Consider the following 16,110-nt stretch of genomic DNA (forward strand, 5'->3'; position numbering starts at 1 on the left):
GCCCGTCACTATAGGGACAACCCTGTGAAGAATCTTTGCCAGGGCAATTGTTTCCAACGCTATTCGCACACTTTTGCACCAATCCGGGGAATTTGCGACGTAGATCGCCCTCCACCCTTCATTTTGAGGATGTCGGGGGCGGCCATCGCAAATTTGCTTGATGAAAGGGGAGGCGAAGGGCGATTGGCAACGGGAAATGACGAGGCGGACCTTATATCAAGAGGTCATACAACTCATATATGAGCGGTATGCGCCACTTAACGGCGTCAGTATCCCACGCGATGTGCGATTACCGCTTGCGCCAATGGAACCGATGTCATGACAATTTTTCAGCCTCCGCTGACTTTTGTTCATGCATGCCTTACGCGTACGGCAGCGCGCAAGCCGCCCCGGGGTGGGGGCGGTGGGTCAGACCCGCTCGATGACCACCGCGATCCCTTGGCCGACGCCAATGCACATGGTGCACAGCGCATAACGTCCGCCGGTGCGCTGCAACTGGTTCACGGCCGTGGCCACCAGGCGGGCCCCACTGGCCCCCAGGGGATGGCCCAGCGCAATCGCGCCGCCGTTGGGATTCACGCGCGGGTCGTCATCCTGCAGGCCCAGGTCCCGCAGCACGGCCAGGCCCTGGGCGGCAAAGGCCTCATTCAGTTCGATGACATCCATGTGCTCCAGCTTCAGCCCCACCTGAGTCAGCACCTTGCGGCTGGCCGGCGCAGGGCCGATGCCCATGATGCGGGGCGGCACACCGGCAGTGGCCATGCCCAGCAACCGCGCTTTGGGTGTCAGGCCGTGGCGGCGCACCCCCTCTTCACTGGCCATCAGCAAGGCACAGCTGCCGTCGTTGACACCCGAGGCATTGCCCGCTGTCACTGTACCCTCCGGGCGCACCACGCCCTTGAGACGCGCCAGGGCTTCCAGACTGGTTTCGCGGGGATGCTCATCCTGGCTCACCACAATCGGGTCGCCCTTTTTCTGCGGCAGCGTGACCGGGCAGATTTCTTCAGCCAGGACGCCGTTGCGCTGGGCGGCCAGTGCCTTGGTCTGGCTGGCCAGCGCCAGGCGGTCTTGCGCTTCGCGCTCGATGCCGAAATCCGCCGCCACGTTTTCGGCCGTCTCCGGCATGGCGTCCACACCGTATTGCGCCTTCATCAGCGGATTGATGAAGCGCCAGCCGATGGTGGTGTCGTACAGCGCGCTGCTGCGCGAGTAAGCGCTCTCCGCCTTGGGCATGACAAACGGGGCGCGGCTCATGCTTTCCACCCCACCGGCCACCATCAGATGGGCCTCGCCGCTGCGCAATGCACGCGCCGCCGTTCCCACCGCATCCATGCCGGAGCCACACAGACGGTTCAGCGTCATACCGCCCACCTCGACCGGCAGGCCGGCCAGCAGGGCTGCCATGCGCGCTACATTGCGGTTGTCTTCTCCGGCCTGATTGGCGCAACCGTAGAGCACATCGTCCACGGCGGACCAGTCCAGGGACGCATGGCGGGCGATCAGCGCCCGGATGGGAATGGAAGCCAGATCATCCGCACGAACGGACGACAAAGCGCCCGCATAACGTCCAAAGGGCGTTCGTTGTGCGTCACATATGTAGGCGAACATGACAGTCTCCGGTTTCTTTATGAGAATGGTGATCCGGAACGATCATAGGGGGCAGGGCGAAAAAGCTGTGACAAGTTGCACGCAAGTGGTGGGAACGTCCGCCGGCTCGTGTTGCTGACCCGAAATTGGCTTAAGTTCACAGCGTGCCCAGCCGAAGCAAGGATGAGGGCGCAAGACCCTGTGGATTCAAAATGAAGGAAAAAGTGGCCGATCCGTTGATCGATGTCAGCCAGCTCAAGGTGGGGATGTTCATCCACCTGGATCTGGGCTGGATGTCGCATCCGTTTCCGCTGAGCAGCTTCAAGCTGAGCTCGGACGAGCAGCTGTTGATCCTTCGCCGGCTGGGCCTGAAGCAGGTCCGCTGGAGCCCCAGTCGCAGCGAATTGCCGCTGGAGGCCTCGCCGATGCCGGCACCAGCGGTGCAGGCACCGGTGGCCGCCGCCGCCGATGTGGACCCGGAAAAGGAACAGCGCCGTCTGGCGTTGGCACAGCAGCGGGAAGCGCTGCTGCTGTGCGCGCGCCAGTATGGGGAAGCTGCCGCCGCGCTGCGCGACCTGATGGATCTGGTCCCGCGCGATCCCGTCACCTCCCGCGACCAATCCGCTGCTTTGTCACGCGCACTGCTGGACAAGATGCTGGTGGAAGGCGACATCAACATTCGCCTGCTCAGCGAAGGTGCGGGCGATCGCGCCTCGGCTCACGCCCTGAATGTGGCCATCATCTCGATGCTGCTGGGCCGTGCCTTCGGCCTGGGCAATGAAGATCTGATGGACCTCGGCCAGGGCGCCTTGCTGCATGACGTGGGCAAGCTGGAACTGACGCCGCGGTTCCGCCATCGGGACGACAGCTTCACCGGCGCCGAAGTGCAGGCCTATCAGCAGCACGTGGCCAAGGGCGTGGTGCTGGCGCAGAAGATGGGCGTGGGCGCCGCACCGCTGCTCATCATTGCTCAGCATCATGAGCATGCCGATGGCAGCGGGTTCCCGCAGCATCTGAATGCCGACCGCATGAGCATCCTGGCCCGCATCGTGGCCCTGGTGAACCGTTTTGACGGCCTGTGCAATCCGTTGATCGCGGCCAAGGCCATGACGCCGCATGAAGCGTTGTCGCTGATGTTCGCGCAGGGGCGCAGCCGTTTTGACGCCACCATGCTCAATGCCTTTATCCGCATGATGGGGGTGTATCCGCCGGGCTCTGCGGTGCAGTTGACCGACGATCGTTATGCCTTGGTGGTGGCGGTGAATTCGTCCCGCCCGCTCAAGCCCAGGGTGATGGTGCACGACGCCAAGGTGCCGCGTGAAGAGGCGCTGATCCTCAATCTGGAAGAACTGCCCGACCTCGGCATCCGCCGCAGCCTCAAGCCGCAACAGCTACCACGTGCATCGATGGAGTATTTGTCTCCTCGCGGCCGCATTGCCTATTTCTTCGAACCTGCGACGCCAGCGCAGCCCCGGGAGCTGGCGGCGTGAGTCCGCGTCGTCCTGTTCGCGGCGCCACGCTGGTGCCGGGCCCGGTGGCGGAGGCGTCACCCCCCATGCCGGCCGCGCCACTCAACCCGGCGTTTCTGCGCTTGATCGATGGTCTGCAGGAAGCCGTCTGGCTGATCTGTGCCCGCACGCATGCGGTGGTGGCGGTGAACGCCGCCTCGCGTCATCTGCTGGGCATGGACGCCAGGGACCTGATCGGCAGCAGCATCGAATCCCTGGCCTCCACACCGGAAGACGCCCTGTTCTGGATGGATGCCGCCATCGGCCGCCGCGAGCCGCTGCACACGGACACGATGATGCGCCATGCGGATGGCCGCATGCTGTGGGTGTCGCGCCGCATCAGCCATGTGCCGCAGCAGGAGGGCCACGGCCTGTGGCTGGTGGCCATGCGTGACCAGACCCAGCAGCGCCATCACGACGAAGAGCGCGAAACCCTGCTGGCCGAATTGCGTGCCACGCTGGAATCCACGGCCGACGGCATTCTGGTCACCGACCTGGCCGGGCGCATCCGCAGCTTCAACCAGCGGCTGGCATCGTTGTGGGGCATTCCCGAAGACCTGCTCAACGAACGGAATGACGAGGCCGTTCAGGCCTGGATGCGCCGCAGCGTGCTGGACGGCCAGGCCTATGCGGTGCGGCTAACCGCCATCCAGGAATCACCGCTGCTGCACACCAGCGACAACATCAAGCTGATTGACGGCCGGGTGCTGGAGCGGGTGTCGCTGCCGCAATGGAGCCGTGGTCGTCCGATCGGCCGGGTCTATTCCTTCCGCGATCTCAGCGAAAAGCTGGCGGCCCGCCAGCGCATCGAGGAGCTGTCCCACAACGACATGCTCACCGGCCTGCCCAACCGCCGCGCGCTGCTGGAGCGGGTGGACTATGCGCAGGCCATGGCGCGCCGTGAAACCTCGCCGTTTGCGCTGCTGAATGTCGACCTGGACCGCTTCAAGCAAATCAACGACACGTTGGGGCATTCCTATGGTGACCGCGTCATCAAGGAAGTGGCCCTGCGGCTCAAGGAGTCGCTGCGCGAGGTGGATACCGTTGCCCGCCTGGACGGGGATGAATTCGCGCTGCTGATCCATCAGGCGGATGCCCGCGGGGCGGAACATGCCGCGCGGCGGGTGCAGGAAGCCATGTCCCGGCCGTTCAGTTTCGACACGCTGAGCTTCACGGTCACCTGCAGCATCGGCATCGCCCTGTTCCCCGGCGACGGCGCCAGCGCCGACGATCTGCTGGCCAGCGCCGAACGCGCCATGCACTGGGTGAAGGAGAGTGGGCGCAGCGCCTTCCGCTTCCATCAACCCCGCAAGGATGTGGACCTGCTGTCGCGCATGCGGCTGGACCATGCCATGCGCCGGGCGCTGCAGGAGCAGGAGTTCCGGCTGCACTTCCAGCCCCAGATTGCGGTGGGCAGCGGCGCGTTGATCGGTGCGGAGGCCCTGATCCGCTGGCGCGATCCGCATCGCGGCGATGTGCCTCCATCCGAATTCATCCCGGTGGCCGAGGAGAGTGGCTTCATCGTCGCCATCGGGCAATGGGTGCTGCAGCAGGCGGTGGACCAGGCCGCGCACTGGCTGCGCCAGGGCCTGCGGGTGCCGGTGGCGGTGAACGTGTCGGCCGTGCAATTCCAGCAGCCGCAGTTTGTGGACACCGTGGCCCAGGCGCTGCGCGCAGCGCAATTGCCGCCGGAGCTGCTGGAGCTGGAACTGACCGAATCGGTGCTGCTGCGTGATGCGGACGAAGCCTTGCATCGCATGCAGGCGCTTTCCGAGCTGGGTCTGCAGCTGGCCATCGATGACTTCGGTACCGGCTATTCCAGCCTGGGGTATCTCAAGCGCTTCCCCATCCAGCGCCTGAAGGTGGACCGCAGCTTCGTGAAGGGACTGCCCGGCGATGCCAGCGATGAAGGCATCGTGAATGCCATTGTGCAGATGGGCCGGGCGCTGAATCTGAAGGTGATCGCCGAAGGGGTGGAAACCGAGGCGCAACTGAACTTCCTGGCGCGCTGCGGCTGCCATGAGTATCAAGGCTTCCTGTGTGCACCGGCCCTGGACCCGCGCACATTCGAACACCGGTTCAAGCCCACGGAGGCCATCCCCGCAAAGACGGTGGCTGCCGTCAAGGCGGGCACGGCCGTGCAGGCGGTCGGCGCCAGCCCGACGGTCCGGCTGGTCCGCGGCGCCTGAGGGCACAATGCACGCATGTCCGCCGCTACTCGGCGGACTGGAGACAAGCGTGCTCTACAAATTCAAATCCAAGGCCGGGGCCGATGTGCTCATGCTGCAGGCCCACTTTGACCAGGCCCTCCAGGCGCTGGGTCGTGAGCCGGCGCCACAAGGCATCTTCCAGGCCGCAGACCTGCCCGCCCTGATTCAGACCGGCGAATCCGCCATTCAGGCGGAACAGGACGCCCATGAGCGGGCCAAGGCCGAGGCGCAGGCAGAGGGCCGCAAGCCGCCTCCCGCGCCGGAGGTCGCGTTGCGCCAGCGCCTGTGGCCGCTGCTTGAGCTGATGCGGGCGGCCTCGTCCGCCCATACCGATGTGGTCTGGGGCGTCTGAGTGGAACCGACGCTGATCCTCGCCATACGCCATGGAGAAACCGCCTGGAACCGCGAAGGGCGCCTGCAAGGCCATCTGAACCTGCCGCTCAATGACCTGGGTCAGGCCCAGGCGCAGCGCCTGGGGGCGGCTCTGGCCGACCAGACGATCCATGCGGTCTACGCCAGTGACCTGGACCGTGCACACGCCACCGCCCGCGCCGTGGCCGAGCCGCACGGGCTGGTGGTAACCACCGACCCGCGCCTGCGTGAGCGCAGCTTTGGCCGCTTTGAAGGGCGCTTGTGGGCCGACATCGAGGCCGAGGCGCCGGAGTCCGCCCTGCGCTGGCGCCAGCGGGATCCGACCTTCGAGCCGCCCGGCGGCGAAAGCCTCACCACTTTCTATGCCCGCTGCGTCGAGGCCGCGTCCGCGATTGCCGCAGCGCATGCCGGGCAGACGGTGGCGCTGGTGGCCCATGGGGGTGTGCTGGACTGCCTCTACCGAGCGGCCACACGGGTGGATCTGCAGGCGCCGCGCAGCTGGGTGCTGGGCAATGCCAGCATCAACCGGCTGCTGCACACGCCACAAGGGTTCAGCCTGGTGGGCTGGAACGACGACCATCATCTGCAGGGCCTCGCGCTGGATGATCCTGGAGTGCCGGGCTTCATGCCCAGGAACGAGCCGGCCCGCGCCTGAGCCTGAGCCTCAGCATGACCGCCGAGGCCCAGGTCATTCATTGACCTGGCAAGCCCGATGTTCCTGCTGCTGATCGGGCTGGAATGCTGGATCGGCAGACACAGCGGCACGGCTCAATGACGCCATCAGCAGCACCGGCCAGCGCATGCTGAGCCCGGTGATGGGGGAGGAACTGCCGCAGGAGCCGTGCGTGTACGGTATCTGCGAAGTGCTGGCCCCCTGGAATCCCCTGGTGGCCAATTGGCAGGTCTACGGCAAGCTGCTGACAAATCCACGGTCACTGCCGCGATGGCAAGACCGTTTGCGTTTGTGAGGGGGCGCCCGCGCATTGGGTGCCGGGTTCGGTGCGCGTATGGCGCACGGCTATGACCCCCACAGTCGATTGCTATTCGACCCCGAGGTTTCCCTAACGCACGTAATCATTGGATCGCCAATCTTCTTTGTCGTATTGACTGGCACTGCCCTCTTTTTATGGCATGCCCACCCGCCGGGGGCCATCGCCCGGATCGCCGTATTGATGGGGCTTCTGGGCTGTCAGGCCCTAATGGCACGGGGCCTGATGCATTCACCGATTCCCTAGCCGATAACTGTTGCAATTTCGCGTCGGCCACACTGAGGGCGTTCCACGCACTTCTATACTCCGCACACTCTGCAGTACGCCCTTCGCGCCATTCGCGACAACTTTCTCCAACAGATGAAGGTGAATATGAAGAAGATTGCCATTGCTGCTGCCGTTGCGGCACTGTCCGCCCCGGCTTTTGCCCAGAGCTCCGTCACGCTGTGGGGGCGTATCAACACCTCCATGGAGTCCCAGAAGACCGGCAACGGCGATCGCGTCTCGGTGCTGCAGAACAACGCTTCGCGTCTGGGCTTCAAGGGCACCGAAGATCTGGGTGGCGGCCTGAAGGCCAGCTTCGCCCTGGAGCACGGCCTGAATTCGGACAACGGTGTCTCCACCGGTGGCTCGCAGTTCTGGAACCGCGAAGCCAGCGTGCAACTGGCAGGTGACTTCGGTGCCGTGCGCCTGGGCCGCTGGACCAACGGCAGCTACTACGCCACCGCCGACTACGTGTCCATGCACAACCATGACACCGGCACCTCGTCCGATGCGCTGTATTCCGGCGTGGGTTTCTTCACCCCGAACGGCAATCCCCAAAGCAACAAGATCGCCTACTTCACGCCCAACGTGGAAGGCTTTAATGCCGAGCTATCCCTGCATGCTGGCGAAGGCGTGGACAAGCGTGCCTACGATGTGGCGCTGAACTACGACCAGGGCCCTCTGCACCTGGGTGCCGGCTACACCAAGCAAGGCAGCGCCAATCAGTACGCCGTGCGCGCACTGTATGAACTGGGCCCGTTCACCTTCGGTGGTTATGTCCAGCGCGAAGACAGCGGCACGCCGCAGTCCCTGGGCGCCAAGGAAACCCGCACCATCGGTCGCCTGTCCGGCATGTATACCGTGGGCCAGTCGGAATTCCACCTGAACGTGGGCGGCACCAAGGCCGGTGGCTACTCCTTCAATGGTGGTCGCAACGGCGGCAAGCAATACACGCTGGGCTACAACTACAACCTGAGCAAGCGCACCAAGCTGTATGGCTTCTACACCGCTGTGGACGCCACCACCGCCAACAAGGCTGACGACTTCAACTCGTTCGCCGTCGGCATCCGCCACAACTTCTGATCATGCGGCGGGCTGAGCGCCCGCTGGTCCTGGCACGCTCGGACAGCGTCCGAACGATGGGTCCGGGGCCTGATCAGCAAAAAGGCGCCTCCGTGTGGGGCGCCTTTTTTTGGTTCATCGCCGATCTCCGGGGAACGCAGCCCGGATCTTGAGGAAGAAGTAGTCGTCATCACGGTAGCCATAGGCCATACGTTTGATGACCTTGATTTTGTTGTTAATGCCCTCGACGAGGTTGGTTCCTAAGGGCCATCGGCAGTGGGACAGGATGCCAGGCAGATAAGTCTTGAGGTTGCGAGCGAACGCCTTGAGCGGCTCAATCCGGCTTCGCATGGCCCTGTCGTACCACTGCTTCCAGAATCGCTCGGCGTATCCGCTGTGCCGGTAGTCCCACAGCGTCTTGAGGTCGTCCTTCATGACATAGACCGTGAAGAGCGCCTTGTTGGCCTTGAGCATGTCCCTCAGCCGCACCAAGTCCTGCGGGCGGGTCACGTTCTGAAGGTTACGCGCCAGCAGCCAGCGTGAGCCCTTGATCAGCTTGCGTGCAGCCTTGTTGTGCCTGAGCTTGTTGGCCTGATCCACACGGACCCGATCAATCACTTGGCGACCGTACTTGGCGACGACGTGGAACAGCTCGTACACGATCTTGGCGTGCGGGCATTGGGCGCGAACCTCTTCGGCGTAGCGGTGCCCCTGGTGGATGGCGAACTCGTCCATCGCGATCCCTCTCACGCCAGCAAGATCGATGGGTCCAAGGGCTCGCTGCAAATGCCGCTTGTCGATCCTCTCTTGACCGCGGTCCATGACAGCCCGAAGAACTGGGCTGCGTGACGGATCGACATCACCTTGCACAGCCGCGCCACGCTCTGGGCCAGCCGCACGGTCACCCTCGAATACGGCTCCAGCCAGCACAACTGCTCCAGCTTAGGGCCACATCGTGGGCACAGCACACGCACCCTGGGCACGACAAGCTCGACTGGAACATCGAACAGCGGCAGGTCTCTGACTCGGCGCGTCTGCAGGTCGTGGACTGACTGGCACCACCCTCCGCAGGCGCTGCAGCGATGTCCTGTCCGCCTGGCCGGGCGTAAATGGATCACGCACCAGGTCACGCCTGCTTGGCAGACCTCCTCGTCATGGTCAATCTCGTAGCCTTCCCAGGCGCTCGAGCCGAGCAATACACTGGGTTGCGGCCATGGCTGCCCCCTATTGGGCAGAGTATAGACAGCTTCAACTTAGCAGGTCAGGCGCCTCCGCGTCCCGTTATTCCCCGAACTTCGGCGAAGAACCTAACAAAATCGAGCAGGCCCTGGCCAGGCTGGTGGACCTGCCGAGGGCGAACAGCCGGAGAACCTGTTGCTGCGCTTCGATCCCGCCGGCGGCGTGCCTATGCTGGTGGCCTGCTTGTGGTCGCGCTGGGTCGGCGCTGATGGCGAAGAGTTTCTGTCCTTCGCGGCGATCACAGACGAGGCGCCGCCGGAGGTCTCGGCCGCCGGTCATGACGGCTGCGTCGTGCCGATCAAAGCCGAGGACATCGACGCCTGGCTGACCACGGCCGGCGCTGACCCGGCGAGCCTCTACGCGGTCCTGGATGACCGCAAGCGGCCGTACTATGAACACCGGCTGGCAGCCTGAAAAGCGCTTGCGCATCTCGACGCCTTACATTAAAGTAAGGCGCATCAGGAGTTCAATGCATGACCACCGCAACCATCTCATCCAAAGGCCAGATCACGATCCCCGCCGACGTTCGGCATGCCCTGGCAGTTGATGCTGGCGATCGGGTGGAGTTCGTCCAGATCGAGCCCGGCCAGTACCTGTTCGTCGCTGCAAATCGTTCGGTGACGGAGTTGAAGGGCATGTTCGGCAAGCCGTCCAAGGTCGTCTCCATCGAGGACATGAACCTGGCCATTGCATCTCGTGGAGCGTCGGCACGATGATCGGCCTGGATACCAACGTGATGGTCCGATACATCATGCAGGACGACGTCAAGCAGGCCGCAAAGGCCACCAAGCTGGTCGAGGGCCTGTCTGCGACAGCGCCAGGCTTCATCACCCTTGTGTCGGTTGTCGAGCTGGTGTGGGTGCTGTCGTCGAGCTATGACTTGAGCCGGGCGCAGGTTGCCCAGGCGCTGGCGGTCATCCTCCGATCCAAACAACTCATCGTGGACCAGGCCGAGCATGTTGTTCGCGCGCTGCGCGCCTTCAGCGCGGGGAATGCGGATTTTGCGGACTGCTTGATCGAGCGCATGGCCGCATCAGCAGGCTGTGCGCAGACGATGACGTTCGACACTGCCGCCGCGAAGACTGCCGGCATGACGCTGATTCAGTAAGGAAAGGCGTGTTCGAAGCAGATCATCAGCATCGAGAAGGCGTGGCTTCGGGGGCTGGTGTCACTTCGCGACGGAAGTTCAATGGCTGTTCATGCGACCTCAGACGCTCACGCCAGGAATCTAGTCATCTACGGCGAGTCTGACTTGCCGGGACAGACGGACATGATGGCGATGTCTGCAGGGCGGCACCGAGTACGTCCTGACAACATTCAACGCTGTGAGCGGCTCATCGCGCTCGGCTATTCGTCGAACAGCTGACCCGCCTGGCGCGGTGGGGCCACACCCAGATGGCGGTAGGCCGCCAGCGTGGCGATGCGTCCTCGGGGCGTGCGCTGAAGAAAGCCCTGCTGGATGAGATAGGGCTCGATCACGTCTTCAATGGTGCCCGGCTCTTCACCGATGGCCGCCGCCACGTTGTCCAGGCCCACCGGGCCGCCGTCAAAGCGATGCACCACCGCCTCCAGCAGCTTGCGGTCCATCAGGTCAAAACCTTGGGGGTCCACATCCAGCATGGCCAGGGCTTTTTCGGCCATCGGGATGGTGATGGTGCCGTCGCCCTTCACATCGGCATAGTCCCGCACCCGGCGCAGCAACCGGTTGGCGATCCGCGGTGTGCCACGAGAGCGGCGGGCCACTTCCAGTGCGCCGCCCGCTTCAATGGGCGCACCCAGCAAGGCGGCCGACCGGGTGACGATGCGCTGCAACTCCTCAGCGGTGTAGAACTCCAGCCGGGCGACGATGCCAAAGCGGTCCCGCAGCGGGTTGGTGAGCATGCCCGCCCGGGTGGTGGCCCCCACCAGGGTGAACGGTTGCAGATCCAGCTTGATCGAACGGGCGGCCGGGCCTTCGCCGATCATGATGTCGATCTGATAGTCCTCCAGTGCGGGGTAGAGGATTTCTTCAACAACCGGCGACAGCCGGTGGATCTCGTCAATGAACAGCACGTCATTGCGTTCGAGATTGGTCAGGATGGCGGCCAGGTCCTTGGGTTTTTCCAGCACCGGGCCGCTGGTCTGGCGCAGGTTCACGCCCAGCTCCGCCGCGATGATGTGGCTGAGCGTGGTTTTGCCCAAGCCCGGCGGGCCGAACAGCAGCACATGGTCCAGCGCCTCGCCGCGCTTGCGGGCGGCGCCGATGAAGATTTCCAGCTGTTCACGGGCCTTCGCCTGGCCGACATATTCGTCCAGCAGCTTCGGACGCAAGGCCCGTTCGATGGCGTCTTCGTTGGGCGACGCCGGATGGGCGCTGATGAGCCGCGCCTGCTGAGGGGCGGGGGTGAAGTCGTCGGTCTGGATGCTCATGGCCGCTTCAGTCCGTCAGGAGAGATGTTTCATGGCCAGCTTGATGCCGTCGCTGACCGACACATCGGCCGGCAGGCTCTTGAGCGCGGCGCCGGCTTCCTTCTCGCTGTAGCCCAGGGCCACCAGCGCTTGCAGGACGTCCGCATGGTTGTCGTTGGCTACGGTCACCGGCAGGGCCAGGTCCGGGCCCAGCTTGCCCTTGAGTTCCAGCAGCAGCCGCTCGGCCGTCTTTTTACCAATGCCCGGCACCTTGACCAGCCGGCCGGCTTCCTGCCGGGACACCGCCTGCGCCAGCTCCGGCACCGACATGCCGGACAACAGCGACAGCGCCATCTTCGGGCCGACGCCGCTGATCTTGATCAGCAAGCGGAAGGTGTTGCGTTCTTCGGCCGTGAGGAAACCAAACAGGACGTGGGCATCTTCCCGGATGGAGAGATGGGTGAGCAGGCTGGCCCGCTCTCCCAGGGCCGGGAGATTGAAGAAGGTGCTCATGGGCACGTCGACTTCATACCCGACGCCCTGGACGTCGATGAGGATCTGCGGGGGCGATTTTTCCGCGATGACGCCGGTCAGTCTGCCGATCATGTCGGCATTATCCGCGCCCGACGTGCGTGCCTTGTCAGTTGCGGCCGAACAGGCCCAGGCGCTGGGCTTCCAGCGCCGCTTCGGCGCGGGAGCTCACATTGAGCTTGCGGTAGATCTGCTTGACGTAGTCGGCAATGGTGTGGCGCGACAAGCCCAGCTGCACGCCGATTTCCGGCAGGGTGAAGCCTTTGGCCACGCGCAGCAGCACTTCGGTTTCCCGGTCGGTCAGGGAGACTTCATGCAGCACGGCAGCGGCCTGCGGGCGGCGCTGGGAGGTGAAGTAGGCGATGACCTTGCGGGCAATGCTGGGCGACAGCGGCGGCTCACCCTGGCTGATGCGCTGCAGTTGTTCCACCAGCAGTTCGCGCGATTGCTCCTTGAGCAGGTAGCCAAAGGCACCCGCCTGCAGAGCCGGGAACAGATGTTCGTCGTCATCATGGATGGTGACGATCACCGACTGCACCTCGGGCTGTTTTTCCCGCAGCGCGGTAATCACTTCGACGCCGGAGCCATCCGGCAAGCCCAGATCGAGAAGCGCCAGAGTGAAACGCTGGCTGTTGACCTGCTGCAGGGCGTCCTGCACCCGGGAGCATTCGGTGACCACCGCGTTGGCAAAGACCTGTTTGATCAGGACCTTCAACCAGGCACGGATTTCGGGAATGTCTTCGAGCAGGAGGATGTGATTCATGGCGCTCGATTCTTGCTCAATTTCCAGGAGGGACAACCCAGATGCAGACGCAATGGGCCCCGATGCAACACTACGGCTTTCTTGGCGGCATGCCTACCCCAATCGCTCGCCCGTGCCGTCCGACGTGGGTAAAGCGTCACGGTGGTGGCCCCCCCAAAGGTGGGGAATGAGAGAGAAATGGAAGAGAGGCCGCGCCACCATTGATCACAAGGGAATGGTCAACCGAATCACCGTGCCCCAGCCCGGGCCGGATTCCACCAGACATTGACCATGCATTTGCTTGGCACGCGACTTCATGCTGGCCATGCCGTGTCCCTTGTCCAGGCGACCTTCCAGTTCCAGCGGAATGCCTTGGCCGTTGTCCTGAATCACCACCGAGAAATAACCGTCCTGGGCCGAACATCCCACCACGCAATGGGTGGCACCACTGTGTTTGATGATGTTGCTCACGGCTTCGCGCAGGATGCGGGTGGTCTGCACATAAGCGCGGGCCGGGAAGGTGTGTTCAATGTCTTCGGCCGGCGATTTCCATTCCGCCAGGATGTTGGCCTGTGCCAATCGCGAGACGACTTCCGCCCGCCAATCGCCCAGGGCATCCAGCAGTTGCACCGGCTTGCCGGTGAGCCCACGCACCGACAGGCGCATTTCCTCCAGGGCCTCACGGGCCAGGGTGGAGATGCGGTCCGATTCGCTGGTGTGCACGATGGTGAGCAGCTTGGCGCCCAGGTCGTCATGCAGGTCGGCGGCGATCCGTTTGCGTTCGCGCTCGGTGACCTGCTCCAGCTTGGCCTCGGCGACCTGGTCGAAATGACGCTCCAGTTCCGCAATGCGTTCCTGCATCCGCAGTTCACCCTGTAGCACCTGCAGTTCTGCCTGGGTCAGCGCGCGTGAAAACTCGCGGACCCGCTGCAACCCCAGGCCGATGAGGCACAGCGCTGCCAGCACGCTGGTCAGCCCCCGCCCGGGCAGCAGCCAGGCGGCGAGCACCGCCAGGTCCCCAGTGGCGAGCAGCGCGCAGGTCACGATGAAGTCGGTGCGCGGGTATCGCTCTTCCAGTGTCGGCAAGAACATGTCCTGCCACAGATGCCAGACATGCCAACCCATGGCCACCAGCAATTGCCCGCCCAGCCACCAACTGGCCAGCAGGGCCAGCGTGGCCGGGGGGATGGGCAGCAGCAGGGCCAGCGGCAGCATGACGGCCTGCAGCAGCAGCACGCGCCGCAGACGTCGGTCCTGTCGGCGCACCCGACGCAAGAGATATTGAACCGCCATCCAGACCAGCCAGGGCCCCAGCACCAGGGCCACGGCCGACGGCCATGGCGTGTGCGGCGCCGCGCCGATCAGCAGCACCCAGCCCACCATCAGGCCGGCCAGCCAGCCGATGTGGCGTTGGGCACGGCGCTGCCAGATCAGCAGCCCCAAGACCAAAGCCAGGCTCAGCACCATCGCATTGAGACCGCCCATCAGCCAGTCCAGCGGGTGGGCATGGGCCATCACCAGCGGCGAGGACTGGGGGAGCAGGGGGGCCGCCTGGACCGGGGCGCTGGACAGACCCAGGACGCCAATGACGCTGGGCAGCACTGTCATCGCGCGGGTCGGGAGGGGCATGGCTGAGGAGGGGGCGGGGGCGACGAATGTCTGGAATCGAGGACCGTCGTTTGCTGGGATGCGGTGCATGAAGATGATTGTGCAGGTCGAAACGCACACCAAGGCGCGCGCGGGCGACAATAGCGTGCTTACCCCCCCTGAATACGGAGCTTCGGCCGTCTTGAACCTGCGCCACGCCTTCACCCCTGTAGACAACCAACGGCTCTCGCACCTGTGCGGCAGTCTGGATGAGCACCTCCGTGCCATCGAGGTGGGTCTGCATGTGCGGATCAGCCATCGAGCTGAACACTTCCAGATCGAGGGCGACAAGCCCGCTGTACAACGCACGCTGAGCCTGCTGGAAGCGCTCTATGCCCGAGCGGATCGTCCCATCGCTCCGGAGAGCCTGCGGCTGGCGATTGTGGAGGCGGCGGGTGACGTCAGCGCCCCCAATGCGGATGCCAACGGCGCGGGCGGCGGTGGCGCGGATGGCGGTGTGGTGCTGCGCACGCGCCGTGCCGACCTGGCGGGCCGCACGCCCAATCAACATCAGTACCTGCGGCAGATCCTCTCGCACGACATCAGTTTCGGCCTCGGCCCGGCCGGTACCGGCAAGACTTTTCTGGCGGTGGCCTGCGCGGTGGATGCGCTGGAGCGTTCGTCAGTCCAGCGCATCATCCTCACCCGCCCGGCGGTGGAGGCGGGGGAGCGGCTGGGGTTCCTGCCCGGTGACCTGGCGCAAAAGGTCGACCCGTATCTGCGGCCGTTGTACGACGCGCTGTATGACCTGATGGGTTTTGACCGTGTCACCAAGGCCTTCGAGAAGGGGCAACTGGAGATTGCGCCGCTGGCCTTCATGCGGGGACGCACGCTCAACCATGCCTTTGTCATTCTGGATGAGGCCCAGAACACCACACCGGAACAGATGAAGATGTTCCTCACCCGCATTGGCTTCGGCAGCAAATGCGTGGTGACTGGAGACACCAGCCAGATCGACCTGCCGCGCGGCATGGTCAGCGGGCTGGTGGATGCGCAGCGGGTGCTGGAGGGGGTGGAAGGCATTGCCATGACCCGCTTCACACGGGCCGATGTGGTGCGGCATCCGTTGGTGGCGCGCATCGTCCAGGCTTATGAGGAACGCCAGTCCGCACGGCAGTTGCAGGAAGCCCAGGAGGCGCGGGACGCTCGCGGCCAGGCGGCCGCAGCGGCTCGGGCAGCAGGGGCCCAGGCAGCGGTGGCGCATCGAGCCACGGCGGCAGAAACGGAGACAGTCATACCCGCAGCAGCAGAACCAGCGGCTGCGAAGAGGGCTGCAAAGACGGCTGCAAAGACAGCTTCAAAGAGGGCTGCGAAGGCACCTGCGAAGACGGCTACGAAGACGCCTGCGAAGGCGGCTGCACAGACCACCAGAAAGACGGCCGCCAAGACAGCAGCGAATACGACTACCAAGCCAGCCGCTAAGACAGCCGCTAAGACGGTGTCCCAGCCCGCCGCGAAGACGAACGCAGGGGTGATTGCCCCTGCAGCAACCCGGGCAGTCAAGAAGCGAGCGACTCCTGCGTCAACATCCACCGGCCAGGGCCGAGCAACAGCCGCCACGCCCAGACCCG

Annotated in this window: 13 protein-coding genes and 3 pseudogenes; 10 read left to right on the top strand and 6 right to left on the bottom strand. The window is 64.4% G+C overall.

From position 1 onward, the window contains the following. Positions 1-408: 408 nt before the first annotated feature. Complete coding sequence (gene pcaF, locus OU995_RS07280) at positions 409-1,608, bottom strand: 3-oxoadipyl-CoA thiolase (RefSeq protein ID WP_267834871.1); 1,200 nt, start codon at positions 1,606-1,608, stop codon at positions 409-411. A gap of 191 nt (positions 1,609-1,799) precedes the next feature. Here pcaF and OU995_RS07285 point away from each other — a divergent pair, with 191 nt between their 5' ends. The 6 genes from OU995_RS07285 to OU995_RS07310 all read left to right on the top strand — a co-directional run bounded on the left by OU995_RS07285 (position 1,800) and on the right by OU995_RS07310 (position 8,013). Next, complete coding sequence (locus tag OU995_RS07285) at positions 1,800-3,077, top strand: HD-GYP domain-containing protein (protein WP_267834872.1); 1,278 nt, start codon at positions 1,800-1,802, stop codon at positions 3,075-3,077. Next, entirely contained in the window at positions 3,074-5,284 is a 2,211-nt protein-coding gene (locus OU995_RS07290) for a putative bifunctional diguanylate cyclase/phosphodiesterase (protein WP_267834873.1), read from the top strand. Before OU995_RS07285 ends, OU995_RS07290 begins: the two co-directional genes overlap by 4 nt. Before the next feature lie 49 nt (positions 5,285-5,333). Further along, positions 5,334-5,657 (top strand): DUF1840 domain-containing protein, encoded by a 324-nt coding sequence (locus OU995_RS07295; RefSeq protein WP_267834874.1) that lies wholly within the window; start codon positions 5,334-5,336, stop codon positions 5,655-5,657. After that, positions 5,658-6,332: a histidine phosphatase family protein gene (locus OU995_RS07300; RefSeq protein ID WP_267834875.1), complete on the top strand. Its 675-nt coding sequence runs from the start codon at positions 5,658-5,660 to the stop codon at positions 6,330-6,332. A gap of 145 nt (positions 6,333-6,477) precedes the next feature. After that, positions 6,478-6,645 (top strand): hypothetical protein, encoded by a 168-nt coding sequence (locus tag OU995_RS07305; protein WP_267834876.1) that lies wholly within the window; start codon positions 6,478-6,480, stop codon positions 6,643-6,645. A gap of 393 nt (positions 6,646-7,038) precedes the next feature. Further along, the gene (locus OU995_RS07310; RefSeq protein WP_267834877.1) at positions 7,039-8,013 is read left to right on the top strand and encodes a porin; all 975 of its coding nucleotides are present in this window, start codon (positions 7,039-7,041) and stop codon (positions 8,011-8,013) included. A gap of 114 nt (positions 8,014-8,127) precedes the next feature. On the opposite strand, the pseudogene OU995_RS07315 reads toward OU995_RS07310, so the two are convergent. Next, positions 8,128-9,188, bottom strand: a pseudogene (locus OU995_RS07315) (transposase). Positions 9,189-9,339: 151 nt separating this feature from the next. On the opposite strand from OU995_RS07315, the pseudogene OU995_RS07320 reads away from it, so the two are divergent. The 3 genes and pseudogenes from OU995_RS07320 to OU995_RS07330 all read left to right on the top strand — a co-directional run. Continuing rightward, positions 9,340-9,645, top strand: a pseudogene (locus OU995_RS07320) (SOS response-associated peptidase family protein); the annotation flags it as partial. A 59-nt stretch (positions 9,646-9,704) separates the two neighbouring features. Continuing rightward, positions 9,705-9,947 (top strand): AbrB/MazE/SpoVT family DNA-binding domain-containing protein, encoded by a 243-nt coding sequence (locus tag OU995_RS07325; RefSeq protein WP_267834878.1) that lies wholly within the window; start codon positions 9,705-9,707, stop codon positions 9,945-9,947. Further along, positions 9,944-10,339 (top strand): PIN domain-containing protein, encoded by a 396-nt coding sequence (locus OU995_RS07330; RefSeq protein ID WP_267834879.1) that lies wholly within the window; start codon positions 9,944-9,946, stop codon positions 10,337-10,339. The genes OU995_RS07325 and OU995_RS07330 overlap by 4 nt, the downstream gene beginning before the upstream one ends. 239 nt (positions 10,340-10,578) lie before the next feature. On the opposite strand, the gene ruvB is transcribed toward OU995_RS07330, so the two are convergent. The 4 genes from ruvB to OU995_RS07350 form a co-directional block, all read right to left on the bottom strand. Beyond that, a complete protein-coding gene (gene ruvB, locus OU995_RS07335; RefSeq protein WP_267834880.1) occupies positions 10,579-11,640 on the bottom strand; it encodes a Holliday junction branch migration DNA helicase RuvB in 1,062 nt (353 codons plus the stop codon). A 15-nt stretch (positions 11,641-11,655) separates the two neighbouring features. Then, positions 11,656-12,225: a Holliday junction branch migration protein RuvA gene (ruvA, locus tag OU995_RS07340; RefSeq protein ID WP_267834881.1), complete on the bottom strand. Its 570-nt coding sequence runs from the start codon at positions 12,223-12,225 to the stop codon at positions 11,656-11,658. Positions 12,226-12,259: 34 nt separating this feature from the next. Continuing rightward, complete coding sequence (locus tag OU995_RS07345) at positions 12,260-12,913, bottom strand: response regulator (protein ID WP_088453502.1); 654 nt, start codon at positions 12,911-12,913, stop codon at positions 12,260-12,262. A 204-nt stretch (positions 12,914-13,117) separates the two neighbouring features. Further along, a complete protein-coding gene (locus tag OU995_RS07350; RefSeq protein ID WP_267834882.1) occupies positions 13,118-14,500 on the bottom strand; it encodes a sensor histidine kinase in 1,383 nt (460 codons plus the stop codon). Positions 14,501-14,681: 181 nt separating this feature from the next. Between OU995_RS07350 and OU995_RS07355 the strand changes: the two are divergent. Then, a pseudogene (locus tag OU995_RS07355) lies at positions 14,682-15,653 on the top strand (PhoH family protein); the annotation flags it as partial. Positions 15,654-16,110 lie beyond the last annotated feature (457 nt).

The organism is Roseateles sp. SL47 (assembly GCF_026625885.1).
In the GTDB taxonomy this organism is placed as follows: Bacteria; Pseudomonadota; Gammaproteobacteria; order Burkholderiales; family Burkholderiaceae_C; genus Roseateles.